Origin of the sequence: Lactobacillus isalae (assembly GCF_947539375.1) — a bacterium.
Lineage (GTDB): Bacteria > Bacillota > Bacilli > Lactobacillales > Lactobacillaceae > Lactobacillus > Lactobacillus isalae.
The window spans coordinates 1,215,070-1,229,103 of the sequence record NZ_OX443569.1; the positions used below are offsets into that span (position 1 = coordinate 1,215,070).

Genomic DNA, 14,034 nt, shown 5'->3' on the forward strand with positions numbered 1-14,034 from the left:
CAAAAAAAGCCCCGTCCCAAAAGGGACGAAGCTTCGCGGTACCACCCTAGTTTGAACTAGCACAAATAAAGTGCGTGTTCACACTCTTTTCATATAACGGTGAAATACCGGAATTGATTAGATTCTGCTCCTAAGATGAAATTCATGCTTCTACCTTAAGTTCCTTCCACCAACGAAACTCTCTCTAAAAAGATATCCACATTACTAATCTTAATCATCGCATTTAAGTATAATAGTATCTTAAAACTTTTTACTTAACTTTGCAATTATCTTTAGGCCCATTTATCAGCCCAATTATGGACTTGCTCAAACACAGGCTGCAAATCAGCACCCTTTTGAGTCAAAGTATAACTAATAATTCCGCTCTTCTCGTCTACAGTACGGTTAACGATTCCGTCTTTTTCAAGTTCTTTTAATCGTTCAACCAAAACACGATCAGAGCACTTACTAATGCAACGAGCTAAATCTTTAAAGCGCATTGCATTAGTATCACATAAAGAACTAATAATTAACCCATTCCATTTTTTACCAATAATTCCAAAAGCATCAATAAAATGCGAACACAGTGAGTAATCTTCTGGATCCGGACAGTCAGTCATTTTAGTTTTGCTTTCAATTTCTTGGGACATATATATTCCTCCTAAAAAATTAAAATATTTTTCGATCATCTATACTAAAATTATAGTGATATCACTTACTAAAAACAAGCTGTAAGCTTATGAAAAATGATAAATCATAATTCCTGCTGCTACTGCTGCATTCAATGATTCTGCTTTTCCCTTTATTGGAATATAAATTTTCTTGTCTGCCGTCTCAATTATCTCTTTGCTTGCTCCATGTGCTTCATTTCCAATTACCAATGCTAATTGCGGAACAGGAATGCAGTTATTTAAAGATTTTGCAGTCTTATCTAAAATACTTACATAAACTGGAATGCCATTTTCTTTAAAGCTACTAATTGCTTCTAAGATTGGATTTTGAATAATTTGAACATGGAATTGACTACCTTGCATACTGCGTTGAACTTTTGGATTATAAAGATCAACGCTTTCTTCAGACAAAACAACACCATCAAATCCAGCGGCATCTGCAGTTCGAATAATAGTTCCAACATTTCCTGGATCCGTTAAATTATCTAAAACAACCCATTTTCCATATTCAAAACTAAATGACTTGGGTTGGTTAATAGGTAAAACCATGAAAATATCTTGACTATTTTTAGTACTACTTAAATGTTCTGCAATTGCATCAGTAATTTGAATTACCTTATCATCTTTTAATTTATAGTTAGTTGTGAGCTTTTCTAAGGCTTCTGCTGTACCTAAAACATAAAGATAATTTTCGTGATTCTTTAAAGCTTCTTCGACTAAATGAAAACCTTCAATTAAGTACGTTTGTGTCTTTTTACGATACTTTTTTTGTTCAAGCTTTCTAAGGCTTTTAATTGTGGGATTATTTACTGAGTTAATTTCTATCATAAATTTCTACTTCCTTCTAATCTAATATTTTAAATTACCTGGCTCAAAATTAACATGTTAAAATTTAAGTTAGAATATACAGAAAAGAGTGATACCAATGAAAACCGTCACAATGAGAGTTACAGGTCTTGTTCAAGGCGTTGGATTTAGATGGACCACACAAATGGTTGCTCAACAATTAGGAATTACCGGAACTGTTAAAAATAATCCTGATGGTTCTGTTTCAATTGTAGCTCAAGGAGAAGAACTTCCCTTAGAACATTTTATAAAAAAAATAAAGGCTTCTCCTTCAGTAGCTGGACATGTCGACCATGTGGATTTAGAGACGGTTCCTAACGCAGAAAAATTTACTCGCTTTAGCGTGGTTTATTGATACTTTAACTAATAACTAGTAAACTTTATTGCAGTAATAATAAAGTAGGAAAGGTTATAGTTAATGAAATCAAAAACTAAATATTTTAGTCTCTTTGCCATGCTAACCGTTCTTGCATTAGTCTTAACTGGATGTGCTAATAATGGTCAAAGTATCTATCAAGCACCTACTAGTGGACCTTATGCTTGGATTTTTAGTTTGTTTGGCAAGCCAATTCAAAATATCATGTTAGCCGTTGAACACCAAATTGGAGGTTCAAACGGAGCAGGTTGGGCAATTATTATTATTACCTTTGTTGTTCAACTAATCGTTATGCCACTTCGACTAGCATCCCAGCGTAAAATGACTACGCAACAAGAAAAAACTCAAAAACTTCAACCACAAATGAAGTTGATTCAAGAAGCACTTAAGAAGCCTGGTCTAACTCAACCACAACAAATGCAAATCAGTCAACTTCAAATGCGAGTTTACAAAGAAAATAACATGTCGATGATGGGTGGTATGGGATGTTTACCATTACTTATCCAGCTTCCAATCATGATGGGAATTTATCAAGCAGTAGCCTATTCAAAAGAGCTAGCTGCTTCAAGTTTCTTCGGTATTTCTCTTGGACAAAGATCCATTATTTTGACCGTTATTGCTACCTTGTTCTATGTAATTCAAGGATATCTTTCAATGATCGGCATACCTGAAGAACAAAAGAAAGCAATGCAAATGACTTTAATCTTAAGTCCAGCAATGACTTTCTTCATCAGTATTTCCGCTCCTGGTGCCTTAGCACTTTACTTCTTGGTTGGTGGACTTATCGCTATCTTGCAACAATTAATTACTACTTTTGTCATTATGCCAAAGGTTAAAAAGGATGTTGCTGCTGAGTTAAATGACCGTCCACTTAAAGTTGTAGTTACGCAAGAAACAATTGACAATATTCTTAATACTACTTCTTCAACTACTACCAATAGTGAAGAAAATAAAGATCTCCATCAGGATTTACGAGCACGTAATGCAGGAAAGCAAAAACGTCCAAACGACTCTGATAAAAATTAATATATTAAAAAGGAATCCAATAAGGATTCCTTTTTTGTTGATCTATTTATCTGATTCAGATTTTAGTAGTGGAAATTCTATCATGAATTTACTACCTGATCCAAGTGTTGAACTAACACTAATTTTTCCATGATAACTTTCTACCAGTTTTTGAGCAATTGCTAAACCTAAACCATTACCACCTTTTTCACGAGTTCTAGCTTTGTCTACACGGTAAAAACGATTAAAGATCTTATCTTGTTCGTCTGGAGCAATACCCTCTCCAAAGTCTTGAACAGAAATTTTAACCTTATCCTTTTCAGTAGCAGCATCTACTAAAATTTCTTTTCTATCGGTCGAATACTTAATAGCATTATCAATCAAGATAATCAGAATCTGCTCTAAGTGGTTACGATAAATTTTAATAATCGTATCTGGCTTCAAATCACTATCATCATACGTAATCGTGAAGTCTTTATGAATCATTCTCATATCATTAACGGTACGATTCAGGACCTCATTAACATCTGCTGTTTTATCAGGATATTGTAAATCAACCTGTTCTGCTCTAGTTAAATCCAGCATTTCCTGAATCAAGTGCTTCATACGTTTGCTTTCTTGAAGGGATGCTTGAATTGATTCTTCGAGAACTTGAGGATCATCTTTTCCCCAACGCTCTAATAAGTTCAAATGACCTTCAATTACTGCCACAGGCGTCCGCAATTCATGAGATACATCCCCGACAAATTGCTTTTGTTGCTGCATGTATGCTTGCATTCGATCTAGCATTTCGTTGAAAGAAGTAGCTAACTCTCCCAATTCATCATTTCGATGAAGATCAGGTACTCTTCGTTTATCAGTTGGATCTTTATTAATATCGCGAGAAATTTGCGACATTTTCTTAATTGGCTGCACTACACTATTAACTATTAAGTAAGACAAACCAATGAAAATTACAATCGCAATAATCGATAAGCCAATCATCCAATGACGAATTGATTTTAAAACTTGGTTTTGCTGATCCATTGAATTATCAACGATCAAATATCCAGTTAAACGATGTGTTCTTTCAGAAAAAATCTTCTGATAAATCTTCATATGAATTTTGCCACGTGAAGTCTCAACTCTTAAAACGTGGTTTTCAGTTTTACTGAAGTTTGGCATCCCACCATCAGGAACATTTCCATTACTAAATACTACATCCCCGTCAGGATTATAAATAGTAATGCTAGTATCTCGATTAGATAAAGTCGCCAAAACGTCATCATTAAAGACATTCCCACCATCATTTGAAGTAATCGGGGCTTGTCCTTCTAAAATACGATTTGTATTAGGAGAAAGCTGCGGAACAACATTTGAAATTTGCAAGCTGGTCGGGATCTCGACCAATCTTCTTTGAAAAGTAGTTGCTACACTTTCAGTTAGATTTCTTTCTTGCGAGACAATCTGTTGTTTAACTAAAGAATAAATTGCAATTGAAAATATAACAAAAGAGACCGTAATTGTCGCTGCAACTAAGCTTACCCACTTAAATGTTAGCGAGGACTTGAGGGTCTCTTTTGTCGATTTATTTTGCTTCTTCACGTGCTTCATCATTTTCATCAGTTCTTACCATATAACCGGTACCACGAACAGTCTTGATGTATGATGGACGGCCCGGTACATCAATCTTATTACGTAAATAACGTACATAGACTTCGACAACATTAGTTTCAATCTTAGACTCAGGTCCCCAAATTTTGTTTAAAAGCTGCTCTCTCGTAACAACATTATTCTTATTCTCAATTAATGTCATCAATAGGTTATATTCACGCTTAGTTAAGTCAACTGTACTATCTCCGCGGTGAACGATTCGGTTAGCTGTTTCAATAGTTAAATCATTAAAGTGAACAACTTTTTGCACACCCATCGTATCGCCCATAGCTCTCTTTTCGATTTGTACTCTTCTTAAAACAGCACGTAAGCGAGCCAATAGTTCTTCGATTGCAAAAGGCTTAACAATATAGTCATCAGCACCATGATCCAAGCCAGAAACACGATCAATTACTGAATCTCTTGCAGTCATCATAATAATCGGAGTAGTTTTTTCCTGGCGAACGCGACGAGCAATTTCTAATCCGTTAAGATCTGGCAACATTAAATCTAGCAAGATTGCGTCAAAATCTTCGTTTAAAGCTAAATCCAATCCTTTCCGGCCGTTCCCTTCAACTTGAGTTTCATACTTTTCATGTCTTAATTCTAGTTCTACAAAACGGGCAAGATTTTTTTCATCTTCAATAATCAGAATTTTACTCATTATTTTCTCCACTACTATTTAATCTGGTTAAAAATTTTATTAATAAATTAATATTAAATTTAAAGATACATTAATGCAAGGGTTTATTACTTGTTTTTTTCATCATTAAACAAATCCTTAAGCTTAGCAAAAGCTGGATTTTCTTTATTAGATTGCTCCTCTTGGTAAGCTTCTTGAGAAACAACTTTCCATCCTTCTCCTTCAGGAAAGTCTCCCTCTGCTTCTTCTTCAGGAGTTAAAATCACTGATGGCAAACTTAAAAGCAAATTATCTTCGACAGCCTTTTGAAGATCAATTGTATCATCTTTAACAGTTACAATTGTATCTTCTTCATCGAGCTGCTCTTGTGTTGGTTCTACTTCACTATAGTTCTCAGTAAAATTGAACTTTTGATGCAATTTTACTGGCTTTAAGCTACGAGTAGATGGAGCAATTACATCTGCTTCAACCGTGAAGTTACCAGTCACAAAAGGTTCATCGTAGAAGAAATCACCACTAACGTACACATTTTTAGCATCTTCAAGTAGTTCCTTACTTCTATCAAAAAATTCTTTACTTAATTCTACATCCTCATCAACATGTGTTAAGGGATTACGACTATTTTTAATTTGCGAATATGAAAAATTTAACATTATTTTACCTCGATTGGTCTGCGACCAAAGTTTTGATCTTCCCCCATAATTTGTTCAAAAAGTCGATCTACTCTCACCTGCAAGCCCAATGTTCCACTTGCTGCATTTTTCTTATCAACCTTTGAAATAATTGGGAGTTCAACATCTTTCCGAATTTTCTTAAGATAATTTCTTCCACGTCCGTTATAGCCAAGAAGAAGTGTTGAAACATCCTGATAAGAATCTTCAATCTCCTTCTCTGTTACATTTAAAAGAGTATAGAGACAAAGTCTTCTTAAACGAGCATACGTATAACGTTTAGACTTAATTTGACGTAAAAATGAAGTAAAATCTTCCGCAGTATGAATCTCTTCCTTCATCTTGTACTCAAGACCCTCACTCATTTGATAAATCGATTGTAATTCCTCTAAACTAGCACTCTCAATTCGATACTTTAAAAAGTTAAACAAAAGATTCCAGTTTGGATAGACTTTTTGTTTCTCTAAAGCTGCTAGTTCACCTTTAGGAAGATACTTTTTCAACTCACTTAAGTCATTTGGATGATGTAAACAATAGTTTCTAATTGCTGTAGCCGAAGAAATAATCTTATCCTGCAAAAGAGGATCATCATGCCCGCTACCTAATCTTGTTACTGGATGCAAACGAAGCGGATTTTCAAGTTGTTCGCTTGCTACTGCATAAGCAACAGCCAGCATCATATTAGGTTGATTTACTTCATGACCTACTTCTCTAGCAACCATTTCATTATATTGAGTCGCATAGGTTTGAGTATAATCTCTAAAATCCATTCGATTTTTGGGAATTTGGTTTATTTTTTGTCCTAAATAAGAAAAATTTAAATTAGCATCCTCTACACCAAAAAATAATTCAGATACTCCCAAATCACTTAGCATCTTAATGCTACCATTAGCAAAAATATCAGCTGGCTGCACAGCAAAGGAAAATGGCAATTCAAATACTAAATCAGCTCCAGAATTTAAAGCAGCTTTAGCTCTTTGCCACTTATCCATAATTGCCATTTGTCCACGTTGAACATAATTGCCTGACATTACAACAATAATTGGATCATTTTCAGCAACTAAACGAGCTTGATTTAACAAAAATTCATGTCCACTATGAAAAGGATTATATTCAGCTACAATGCCAATTACACTCATACTTTTACCTTAGTCTAAGTTTAATTCTAGCTTTTTACCGTTACTCCAGAGCTTTTCTAAGCCATAAAAGTCTCTTGCATCTTCGGTAAAGACATTCACAACTACGTCTCCCATATCTACCAAGAGCCAGTTAGAATCACGAGTTCCTTCAATACGGTAGTCTTCTTTTCCGTGTTCATGGATTTTATCAATAATGCTGTTAACAATCGCATGAAGTTGACGGTTTGAACCAGCGGTTGTTACAACATAATAATCAGCTAGAATACTGATACCTTGCATATCATATGCTTCAGTATCTTCACCATGTCTTTCATCAATAGCTTCTACAGTTAAGTCTAATAATTTCTTACTTTCCAATTTTTATAATTCCTTTCAAAAAGTTAATCTTTTATAGCCCATTTATTATATGCAGCAAAAGTTTTAGGATAAATTTTCTTTCGATTAGTTATTAAAAAATCAAGTGTATGAGCTAATTCAAACCCTACTCCATCATCTAAATTAGCAAAAGCTACTTTTCTGGCTTCTTCTACTCCAGGAAAATCACGTCCAGGTTCAATAAAATCAGCCACAAAAACAATTTTATCGAGCGTAGTCATTTCAACATCAGCTGTAGTATGCCGTCTAATAGCTGTTAAAATTTCCGGATCTGTTATCTTTAACTCTTTTTCAATGAAGTACGCACCAACAATTCCGTGCCAAATAGCTCGATTATAATTAAGTAAATCTGGATCAAAATTTTGTTCCTTGATTACTTCAATAAATCGCTCAGGTGCTACTTGTTTAGCATAATCATGAATAAAACCTGCTAAAGCTGCCTTATCTGGGTCATAGTTATTTAACTCAGCTAATTTACGACTAGTTTGGCTTACACCAATACAGTGTCTGAATCTTTTCTCATCCATGTTGCCCTTTTCTCTAGCAACAATCTCATCGGAAGTTAACGGGGAATAAGTTTTAACAAAATTAATTTCAGTCACGATACAGGCCTCTTGATTCAATGTATAAGCGTACGCTCTCAGGTACTAAGTATCGAATAGAATTACCAGTAGCTACGTTTTGTCTAATTAATGAAGATGAAATATCTAAATCGGGCGCATCAACCCAAATCATTGGATATTTAGGATTCTGAGGATAATTTGGTCTTCTAACCCCAACTAGAGTAGATAGAAGCGCAATCGTTTCTGGCTCACGCCAATTTTCAAAATCATTTACTTCATCGCTCCCCATAATCAAATAATATTGATTACGTGGTGCTCTTTTTTTCAAATAGCGCAAAGTATCAACTGTATAGGATGTGCCACCTCGCATTATTTCAAAAAGCTTAACATGAAAGTATGGATTGTCATGAGTAGCTAGTTCAAGCATGGCACAACGATCTTTGGCGCTAATATTTCCAGCAAGTTGCTTATGTGGTGGCGTATTATTTGGAATAAACCAAATTTCATCTAAATGAAGTTGTTTTCTCACTTGTTCTGCCATAACTAAGTGCGCCAAATGGACAGGATTAAAAGTTCCTCCCATAATTCCAATTTGTTGTGCAGAACTTGTAGCTGGTTCAAACTTTACTTGTGGCTTTTCTTTTACAACACACTGCATTATATCAACGCTCTTCTAATTCCTAAACCAATTCCTTCAGGTGTATATGCCTTTACTACAACGTTAGCTGGCGTTGTAATAAAACCTACGCCCCCAAATAAAATATCGCTTTTCTCTTTTGGTGAAAATGTTTGTCCCTTTAATGGACCTAAATCATCTTCCTTACTTGGTGGAAGCAATAAGTCATCTTTATGCTTTTCATAGAACGCATCAGCATTTTCAGTCTTTGTTCTATGAACATAAAGATCGCGAGCTACATAAATTGTAAAACCAGCAGATGGTCCATCAACATAATCAAATCGCCCTAATCCAGCTAAGAAAACTGTTTGTCCTGGTAAAAGCTGATAAGTGGCTGGCTTTAATGGCTTCTTTGGCTCAACAACTTCAAGTTCTTTTCCACTTAAGTGACTAGCTAATTGGTTAGCATTTAAAATTCCGGGAGTATCAATTAAATAATGACCATTAGAAAGAGGAATTTTAATTTCATCTAAAGTTGTTCCAGGAAACTTAGATGTAGTAATAACATCCTTCAAATCACTGTTCATATTAATGATGGCATTAATTAAGGTTGATTTACCCACATTAGTAGTTCCCACAAAATAGATGTCTTTTTTTTCACCTTTTTTAGCTAAAAAAGCCATCAAATCATCTAAATTTTTCTTTTTAGCTGCTGAAACTAAAAAAATCTTTTCTGGCTTTAACCCATTTCGGTTAGCTTCTTGGCGCATCCAATCCTTAATTTTTGATTCTTTAGAATTTTTTGGAAATAGATCTACCTTATTGCCAACTAAAATATATTCATTTCCACCAATGAAACGCTTAATTGAAGAAATTAGTGAATTACTAAAGTCAAATAAGTCTACTACATTAACAACTAATGCTTTCTTTTGACTGATTGAATTAAGCAATGCCAAAAAGTCATCGTTATTTTCTTCCACTGGCATAATTTCGTTATAGTGTCTTAATCTAAAACAGCGCTGACAATATACTTCATTATCTTCGCTTTCTAAAGCTTTTTTTAAGGCAGATGATGGTAAGTATCCCGACTTTTTAGGATCTTGATCTTGTAAGATACTTCCACACCCAATACAACGTAATTCTTCACTCATTCTAATTTCTCCTTAAAAACTACTGGTTTTCTTAAATTCAAAAAGAAAAAAATAAACTTTTCAAAGAAACGATTAATTCTTGTATTCCACTTATCAGTTTCAACTAGGGGTTTCACTAAAACCGTAGCTACCCCAGCTAAATTACCAGCCTGTATATCGGTAATTAACTGGTCACCTACCATCAAAACTTGATCTTTTTCTAAATTCAGATCCTTCAATTCCTTGTTAATTCCAATAGGAAGAGGTTTTCTAGCTTTTGCAATAAAAGAAATATGATATGGATTTAAAACTTTGCCGATACGTTCTGCATTATTGTTTGAAATAACTACTAAGCGAATTCCAGCTTTTGATAAACGCTGATTCAGCTGATCCATTTCAATTGCTGTGTCAGCCTTATTCCAAGCAAGCAAGGTATTGTCCAAATCACTAAAAACAGCCTTAATTCCCATCTTTTTTAACTGTTTTGGATCTAAATTATAGATAGTATCTATTGTATAACGAGGTCTAAATAACATTAAAAAATCTCCACTTTTTTCTCATATCTATAGTATCAGAAATCTTTAATCTTTAGAAACATTTGATAATTGAAAAATTAAATTTTACTTTTCTTTAGCACAAAAGATGGTAAAATAAGAACAATTTAAATTTTTCCACCGTATTACACAAAGGAGTTAAAAATGAAAAATTTTATTGATCTCCATCTACATTTAGATGGTTCTTTGCCATACGCTACTGTAAAAAAGTTAATGGATAGTCACAATTTTCCAAGTTTAACTGACTCACAATTAAAAGAAAAGCTGTCTGTTTCTGAAAAATGTGCTAATTTACAAGAATATTTAACGAAATTTGATTTTCCATTGCTCTTTTTACAGACCAAAAAAGATTTAGACTTAGCAACTTTTGATCTCCTAAAAGAATTACGTTCTCAAGGACTCGTTTATTCTGAAATACGCTTTGCTCCGCAACTACATACCCAAAAGAATCTAACTCAAGAAGATGCTGTCAAAGCTTGTATTTTAGGACTAAGAAAATTCTACAAATGGCAAGACGAGCAAAAGGACAATTTTTATCATCTTCATGCGAATTTAATTCTCTGCCTTATGCGTCTGCCAAACCGTGAACAGGAAAACAACTTAACTGTTAAATTAGCTGCTAAATATGCTAATGAACATGTTGCTGGAATTGACCTAGCAGGTCCAGAAGGACCAATTCCTAACAGAAAATTTAAGCCCTTCTTTGACGATGCAAAAGAAATGCATATTCCATTCACAATTCATGCAGGAGAAGCTGCAGGTCCTGAATCCATGCAAGAAGCACTAGATTTAGGCACTAAACGAATTGGGCACGGAGTTCGTTGCTTAGAAAGTGAGCAACTAGTTCATGAATTAGTTGACCGAAATATTACTCTAGAATGTTGTGCTACTTCTAATCTCAATACTAAAGTATTTAAAAATATTGACTCTTATCCAATCAGAAAACTACTCTCAAGAAAAATAAAAGCAACACTGAATTGTGATAATATGACTGTTTCAAATACTAACTTACCTAAAGAATTTGAACTACTTGAAGCAAAAACAAAGCTTACAAATATAGATGAACATCAATTACTATTGAACTCTATTAATGCAGCCTTTGTGACAGATCAAGAAAAAAGTCGCTTATTCCATATCTTTAGTACAAATTGAGAAAAAAATGCTCCGCTGATGCGGAGCATTTTTAATATCTTTAGTTCAAAGCTTTCTTAGCAGCATCTGCTAAATCAGCAAAAGCCTTTTCGTCGTTGTAAGCAATGTCAGCTAACATCTTACGGTTCATGTCAATACCAGCTACTTTCAAGCCGTGCATTAACTTAGAGTATGAAAGACCGTTTTGTCTTGCAGCAGCGTTGATACGAGCGATCCATAATTTTCTGAATTCACTCTTACGCTTCTTACGGTCACGGAAAGCATATTTACGAGAAACAAATACTTGAGTACTTGCTGCTTTAAATTGTAAGTGTTTTGAGCCACGGTAACCCTTGGCTAACTTCATGATCTTCTTACGACGAGCGCGTGTTACGGTTCCACCTTTAGTTCTTGGCATCTAAAATTCCTCCTCAAAAAGTCTTCTAATAATTAACGCATTTGGGAAAGCATCTGTTTGATGCGCTTTAAGTCACTTGCTGAAACCATAGCAGCTTTTCTCAAATGACGACGTTGTTTCTTAGTCTTACCGTGGAAACGGTGTCCAGTGTAAGCATGGTGACGCTTTAAACCACCATTAGCAGTTCTTTTGAAACGCTTTGCTGAAGCGCGGTGTGTTTTTTGCTTTGGCATATCTATTCCTCCAATTAACTACTTTTTCTTTTTATCTTTCTCACTTAATGGAGCAAGCATTAAGAACATTGAACGGCCTTCCATCTTAGGCTTAGTAACTACATTAGATAAGTCACTAGCTTCATCAGCCATCTTTTCTAAGACCTGTTTACCTAACTCCTTGTGAGTAATTGCCCGGCCTCTAAAGCGAATAGAAACTCTAACTTTAGCGCCTTTGGTCAAGAATTTACGAACATGCTTTAACTTAGTGTCAAAGTCATTACCTTCGATTGTTGGACTTAAACGAATTTCTTTGACAGCCATAACCTTTTGATTCTTACGGTTTTCTTTGGCTTTCTTTTGTTGTTCAAACCGGAATTTTCCGTAATCCATAATTCTAGCAACAGGTGGCTTAGCATTAGGAGAAAGTAAAACCAAATCAAGGTCAGCGTCAGCTGCTTTACGTAAAGCTTCATTCTTGGATACGACACCAACTTGTTGGCCATCGACTCCAATTAAACGAACTTCACGAGCACGAATATCTTCGTTTAAGATCATATTTCTTGGTATGAGTATTCACCTCCACGTTAATTTCGAGGACAAGAAAAAAGCGGGCAAAGTCAACGCCCGCTTTTAATCAACAGATATTATCGATCAGCCTAGAGGTTATTTAACTTAGGCGAGAAGCGGGAGCTTCTTCTTGTTCTCAACTTCTAAATTATACCATCTAATTAATTTACGTCAAGAACTAATTAAATGCAACCATTAATTTTTTCAGTGGCACATTCATCAATCGGTCCGCATTTTCTTCTAACAATTCTCTTCTTTTACCATACATCATCCAAATTGTAACAACTAATGGAACTAAAACCATTAAAACTTCAGAGATATAATCTGTAGCCCAGCCATTGAATTGCCAGCCCGCAGAATTCCAACCAGTTTGCAGATTTGCAAGATAATCCATCCAGAAGTGAAAAATCATTGGTAACCAAAGCTTTCCGCTATATAAGTAAAGAACAGCCCATAAAAAACCACTTCCCATTACTCCAATAACTTGAGCAATTGTAGCTTCAAATGTTTCACCATTCCACCCAATGTTACCTAGATGAGATAATCCGAAAAGAAGTGCAGAACCATAGATTGCTATTGGTACACGCCAACTACGATATCGCTTAAAACCAGCAAGTAAAATTATAATAGCCAAATATCTTTCAGTTTCTTCCAGTATTCCTGGCTCTAAAGCAGATGTAAAACTTGCAATCGTAAAATATTTTTTCTGCAAATCAATTGAATATTTAAAAAATGCTGTATAAATTTGCTTATCATAGTTAATAAAGGCATTATAAAACACATCGATAGACGCAAACAGGATCAGTAATATTAAAACTGAATATTGAAAGCTTCTACTTTTTACAAACTTTAAATTAGGATTAAAGTGAAAACCCCATTCTTTTCCTAAAAAGCAAGCTAAGATTAATAGAGCAAGCGCTGCAATTACCCCTTGGCTAGTAATTGAATGAAGCCATGGTAAATTCTTGCTAATTTTCAATAAAGAATCGGGACCATATTGTGTTCCTAGAAGACCAACTCCTATTAAACGCAAAAACCAATTCTTCAAGGTACCCACAAATAAAATCGCTAATGGTAGCAGTAAAACTAAATAGCTCATCCAGAGTAAAAGAACCCATAGAATTTCTAATTGAGGGACATTTTTTAAGAAGTAATTACCTATCTCTACCCACACGCTTGGGAATAAAGTACTTAGGCCAAATAAATTTAGCCATCTTACAATTTCAAAGATTATTACGTTCTGTCTATTTACTTTTTGACTGTATAGATTAAGTCCAAGAACAATTATAAAAAAAGCTCCTTGAATTAAAATTCCTAAACTCTTTTTATTCTGAGATGGAACTTCTAAAAATATTCCGATAAGTGCGATTAATAATTGGACATCAAAAATTTGTTGCCATCTCTTATGTGACAAAATAAAATTTTTCATTCTATTCCTCCAGTTAGTTATCTAGTTTTTTTATTATAAAGATCTCTCATTTTTTTAAAGACATTTCATGCATA

At 34.5% G+C, this 14,034-nt stretch carries 18 protein-coding genes and 2 other annotated features; of the genes, 3 read left to right on the forward strand and 15 right to left on the reverse strand.

Annotation, left to right across the window (positions count from 1 at the left end; all coding sequences use genetic code 11):
- Nucleotides 1–18 precede the first annotated feature (18 nt).
- Nucleotides 19–227, reverse strand: a binding site (T-box leader).
- Between the two features lie 45 nt (nt 228–272).
- Together QM512_RS05965 and QM512_RS05970 are read right to left on the reverse strand one after the other, a co-directional pair.
- Complete coding sequence (locus QM512_RS05965; RefSeq protein WP_282804876.1) at nt 273–629, reverse strand: winged helix-turn-helix transcriptional regulator; 357 nt, start codon at nt 627–629, stop codon at nt 273–275.
- Nucleotides 630–716: 87 nt separating this feature from the next.
- A complete protein-coding gene (locus QM512_RS05970) occupies nt 717–1,478 on the reverse strand; it encodes a TrmH family RNA methyltransferase (protein ID WP_282804877.1) in 762 nt (253 codons plus the stop codon).
- Between the two features lie 97 nt (nt 1,479–1,575).
- Here QM512_RS05970 and QM512_RS05975 point away from each other — a divergent pair, with 97 nt between their 5' ends.
- Together QM512_RS05975 and yidC are read left to right on the forward strand one after the other, a co-directional pair.
- Nucleotides 1,576–1,851 (forward strand): acylphosphatase, encoded by a 276-nt coding sequence (locus QM512_RS05975; RefSeq protein ID WP_282804878.1) that lies wholly within the window; start codon nt 1,576–1,578, stop codon nt 1,849–1,851.
- A 63-nt stretch (nt 1,852–1,914) separates the two neighbouring features.
- Nucleotides 1,915–2,898 carry a membrane protein insertase YidC gene (gene yidC, locus QM512_RS05980; RefSeq protein ID WP_282804879.1) on the forward strand — a complete coding sequence of 328 codons (984 nt, stop codon included), beginning with the start codon at nt 1,915–1,917 and terminating at the stop codon, nt 2,896–2,898.
- A gap of 42 nt (nt 2,899–2,940) precedes the next feature.
- On the opposite strand, the gene QM512_RS05985 is transcribed toward yidC, so the two are convergent.
- The 9 genes from QM512_RS05985 to QM512_RS06025 all read right to left on the reverse strand — a co-directional run bounded on the left by QM512_RS05985 (nt 2,941) and on the right by QM512_RS06025 (nt 10,182).
- Nucleotides 2,941–4,479, reverse strand: coding sequence for a HAMP domain-containing sensor histidine kinase (locus QM512_RS05985; protein ID WP_282804880.1), 1,539 nt, complete (start codon nt 4,477–4,479; stop codon nt 2,941–2,943).
- Nucleotides 4,445–5,173: a response regulator transcription factor gene (locus QM512_RS05990; protein WP_003646926.1), complete on the reverse strand. Its 729-nt coding sequence runs from the start codon at nt 5,171–5,173 to the stop codon at nt 4,445–4,447. Before QM512_RS05990 ends, QM512_RS05985 begins: the two co-directional genes overlap by 35 nt.
- An 86-nt stretch (nt 5,174–5,259) precedes the next feature.
- On the reverse strand, nt 5,260–5,805 hold the full coding sequence (locus QM512_RS05995; RefSeq protein WP_282804881.1) for a DUF177 domain-containing protein: 546 nt from the start codon (nt 5,803–5,805) through the stop codon (nt 5,260–5,262).
- Nucleotides 5,805–6,962 carry a nucleotidyltransferase gene (locus QM512_RS06000; protein WP_282804882.1) on the reverse strand — a complete coding sequence of 386 codons (1,158 nt, stop codon included), beginning with the start codon at nt 6,960–6,962 and terminating at the stop codon, nt 5,805–5,807. The genes QM512_RS05995 and QM512_RS06000 overlap by 1 nt, the downstream gene beginning before the upstream one ends.
- A gap of 9 nt (nt 6,963–6,971) precedes the next feature.
- The gene (gene rsfS / locus QM512_RS06005) at nt 6,972–7,319 is read right to left on the reverse strand and encodes a ribosome silencing factor (RefSeq protein WP_282804883.1); all 348 of its coding nucleotides are present in this window, start codon (nt 7,317–7,319) and stop codon (nt 6,972–6,974) included.
- Between the two features lie 23 nt (nt 7,320–7,342).
- Entirely contained in the window at nt 7,343–7,939 is a 597-nt protein-coding gene (yqeK, locus tag QM512_RS06010; RefSeq protein ID WP_282804884.1) for a bis(5'-nucleosyl)-tetraphosphatase (symmetrical) YqeK, read from the reverse strand.
- On the reverse strand, nt 7,932–8,558 hold the full coding sequence (locus QM512_RS06015) for a nicotinate-nucleotide adenylyltransferase (RefSeq protein WP_282804885.1): 627 nt from the start codon (nt 8,556–8,558) through the stop codon (nt 7,932–7,934). Before QM512_RS06015 ends, yqeK begins: the two co-directional genes overlap by 8 nt.
- Nucleotides 8,558–9,667 carry a ribosome biogenesis GTPase YqeH gene (gene yqeH, locus QM512_RS06020; RefSeq protein ID WP_282804886.1) on the reverse strand — a complete coding sequence of 370 codons (1,110 nt, stop codon included), beginning with the start codon at nt 9,665–9,667 and terminating at the stop codon, nt 8,558–8,560. Before yqeH ends, QM512_RS06015 begins: the two co-directional genes overlap by 1 nt.
- Nucleotides 9,664–10,182, reverse strand: a complete 519-nt coding sequence (locus QM512_RS06025) for a YqeG family HAD IIIA-type phosphatase (RefSeq protein ID WP_282804887.1) — start codon at nt 10,180–10,182, stop codon at nt 9,664–9,666. The genes yqeH and QM512_RS06025 overlap by 4 nt, the downstream gene beginning before the upstream one ends.
- Before the next feature lie 162 nt (nt 10,183–10,344).
- Here QM512_RS06025 and add point away from each other — a divergent pair, with 162 nt between their 5' ends.
- A complete protein-coding gene (gene add / locus QM512_RS06030) occupies nt 10,345–11,352 on the forward strand; it encodes an adenosine deaminase (RefSeq protein WP_282804888.1) in 1,008 nt (335 codons plus the stop codon).
- Nucleotides 11,353–11,392: 40 nt separating this feature from the next.
- Here the strand turns inward: add and rplT are convergent, their stop codons facing one another.
- The 4 genes from rplT to QM512_RS06050 all read right to left on the reverse strand — a co-directional run bounded on the left by rplT (nt 11,393) and on the right by QM512_RS06050 (nt 13,960).
- Entirely contained in the window at nt 11,393–11,749 is a 357-nt protein-coding gene (gene rplT / locus QM512_RS06035) for a 50S ribosomal protein L20 (RefSeq protein WP_003646918.1), read from the reverse strand.
- A gap of 32 nt (nt 11,750–11,781) precedes the next feature.
- A complete protein-coding gene (gene rpmI, locus QM512_RS06040; protein ID WP_003646917.1) occupies nt 11,782–11,982 on the reverse strand; it encodes a 50S ribosomal protein L35 in 201 nt (66 codons plus the stop codon).
- An 18-nt stretch (nt 11,983–12,000) separates the two neighbouring features.
- Nucleotides 12,001–12,519, reverse strand: a complete 519-nt coding sequence (gene infC / locus QM512_RS06045) for a translation initiation factor IF-3 (RefSeq protein WP_004893676.1) — start codon at nt 12,517–12,519, stop codon at nt 12,001–12,003.
- 38 nt (nt 12,520–12,557) lie between these two features.
- Nucleotides 12,558–12,669 (reverse strand) — a sequence feature (ribosomal protein L20 leader region).
- Nucleotides 12,670–12,709: 40 nt separating this feature from the next.
- Nucleotides 12,710–13,960: a CPBP family intramembrane glutamic endopeptidase gene (locus QM512_RS06050; RefSeq protein WP_282804889.1), complete on the reverse strand. Its 1,251-nt coding sequence runs from the start codon at nt 13,958–13,960 to the stop codon at nt 12,710–12,712.
- Nucleotides 13,961–14,034: the final 74 nt, after the last annotated feature.

Excerpts from the sequence above, each read along its gene's own strand:
- rpmI (WP_003646917.1), bottom strand. The coding sequence starts at position 11,982 with ATGCCAAAGCAAAAAACACACCGCGCTTCAGCAAAGCGTTTCAAAAGA.
- yidC (WP_282804879.1), top strand. The coding sequence starts at position 1,915 with ATGAAATCAAAAACTAAATATTTTAGTCTCTTTGCCATGCTAACCGTT.
- QM512_RS05970 (WP_282804877.1), bottom strand. The coding sequence starts at position 1,478 with ATGATAGAAATTAACTCAGTAAATAATCCCACAATTAAAAGCCTTAGA.
- yqeH (WP_282804886.1), bottom strand. The coding sequence starts at position 9,667 with ATGAGTGAAGAATTACGTTGTATTGGGTGTGGAAGTATCTTACAAGAT.
- QM512_RS05975 (WP_282804878.1), top strand. The coding sequence starts at position 1,576 with ATGAAAACCGTCACAATGAGAGTTACAGGTCTTGTTCAAGGCGTTGGA.
- rplT (WP_003646918.1), bottom strand. The coding sequence starts at position 11,749 with ATGCCAAGAACTAAAGGTGGAACCGTAACACGCGCTCGTCGTAAGAAG.
- QM512_RS05995 (WP_282804881.1), bottom strand. The coding sequence starts at position 5,805 with ATGTTAAATTTTTCATATTCGCAAATTAAAAATAGTCGTAATCCCTTA.
- QM512_RS06000 (WP_282804882.1), bottom strand. The coding sequence starts at position 6,962 with ATGAGTGTAATTGGCATTGTAGCTGAATATAATCCTTTTCATAGTGGA.
- QM512_RS05990 (WP_003646926.1), bottom strand. The coding sequence starts at position 5,173 with ATGAGTAAAATTCTGATTATTGAAGATGAAAAAAATCTTGCCCGTTTT.
- infC (WP_004893676.1), bottom strand. The coding sequence starts at position 12,519 with ATGATCTTAAACGAAGATATTCGTGCTCGTGAAGTTCGTTTAATTGGA.
- add (WP_282804888.1), top strand. The coding sequence starts at position 10,345 with ATGAAAAATTTTATTGATCTCCATCTACATTTAGATGGTTCTTTGCCA.
- QM512_RS06050 (WP_282804889.1), bottom strand. The coding sequence starts at position 13,960 with ATGAAAAATTTTATTTTGTCACATAAGAGATGGCAACAAATTTTTGAT.
- QM512_RS05985 (WP_282804880.1), bottom strand. The coding sequence starts at position 4,479 with ATGAAAATGATGAAGCACGTGAAGAAGCAAAATAAATCGACAAAAGAG.
- QM512_RS06025 (WP_282804887.1), bottom strand. The coding sequence starts at position 10,182 with ATGTTATTTAGACCTCGTTATACAATAGATACTATCTATAATTTAGAT.
- QM512_RS06015 (WP_282804885.1), bottom strand. The coding sequence starts at position 8,558 with ATGCAGTGTGTTGTAAAAGAAAAGCCACAAGTAAAGTTTGAACCAGCT.
- QM512_RS05965 (WP_282804876.1), bottom strand. The coding sequence starts at position 629 with ATGTCCCAAGAAATTGAAAGCAAAACTAAAATGACTGACTGTCCGGAT.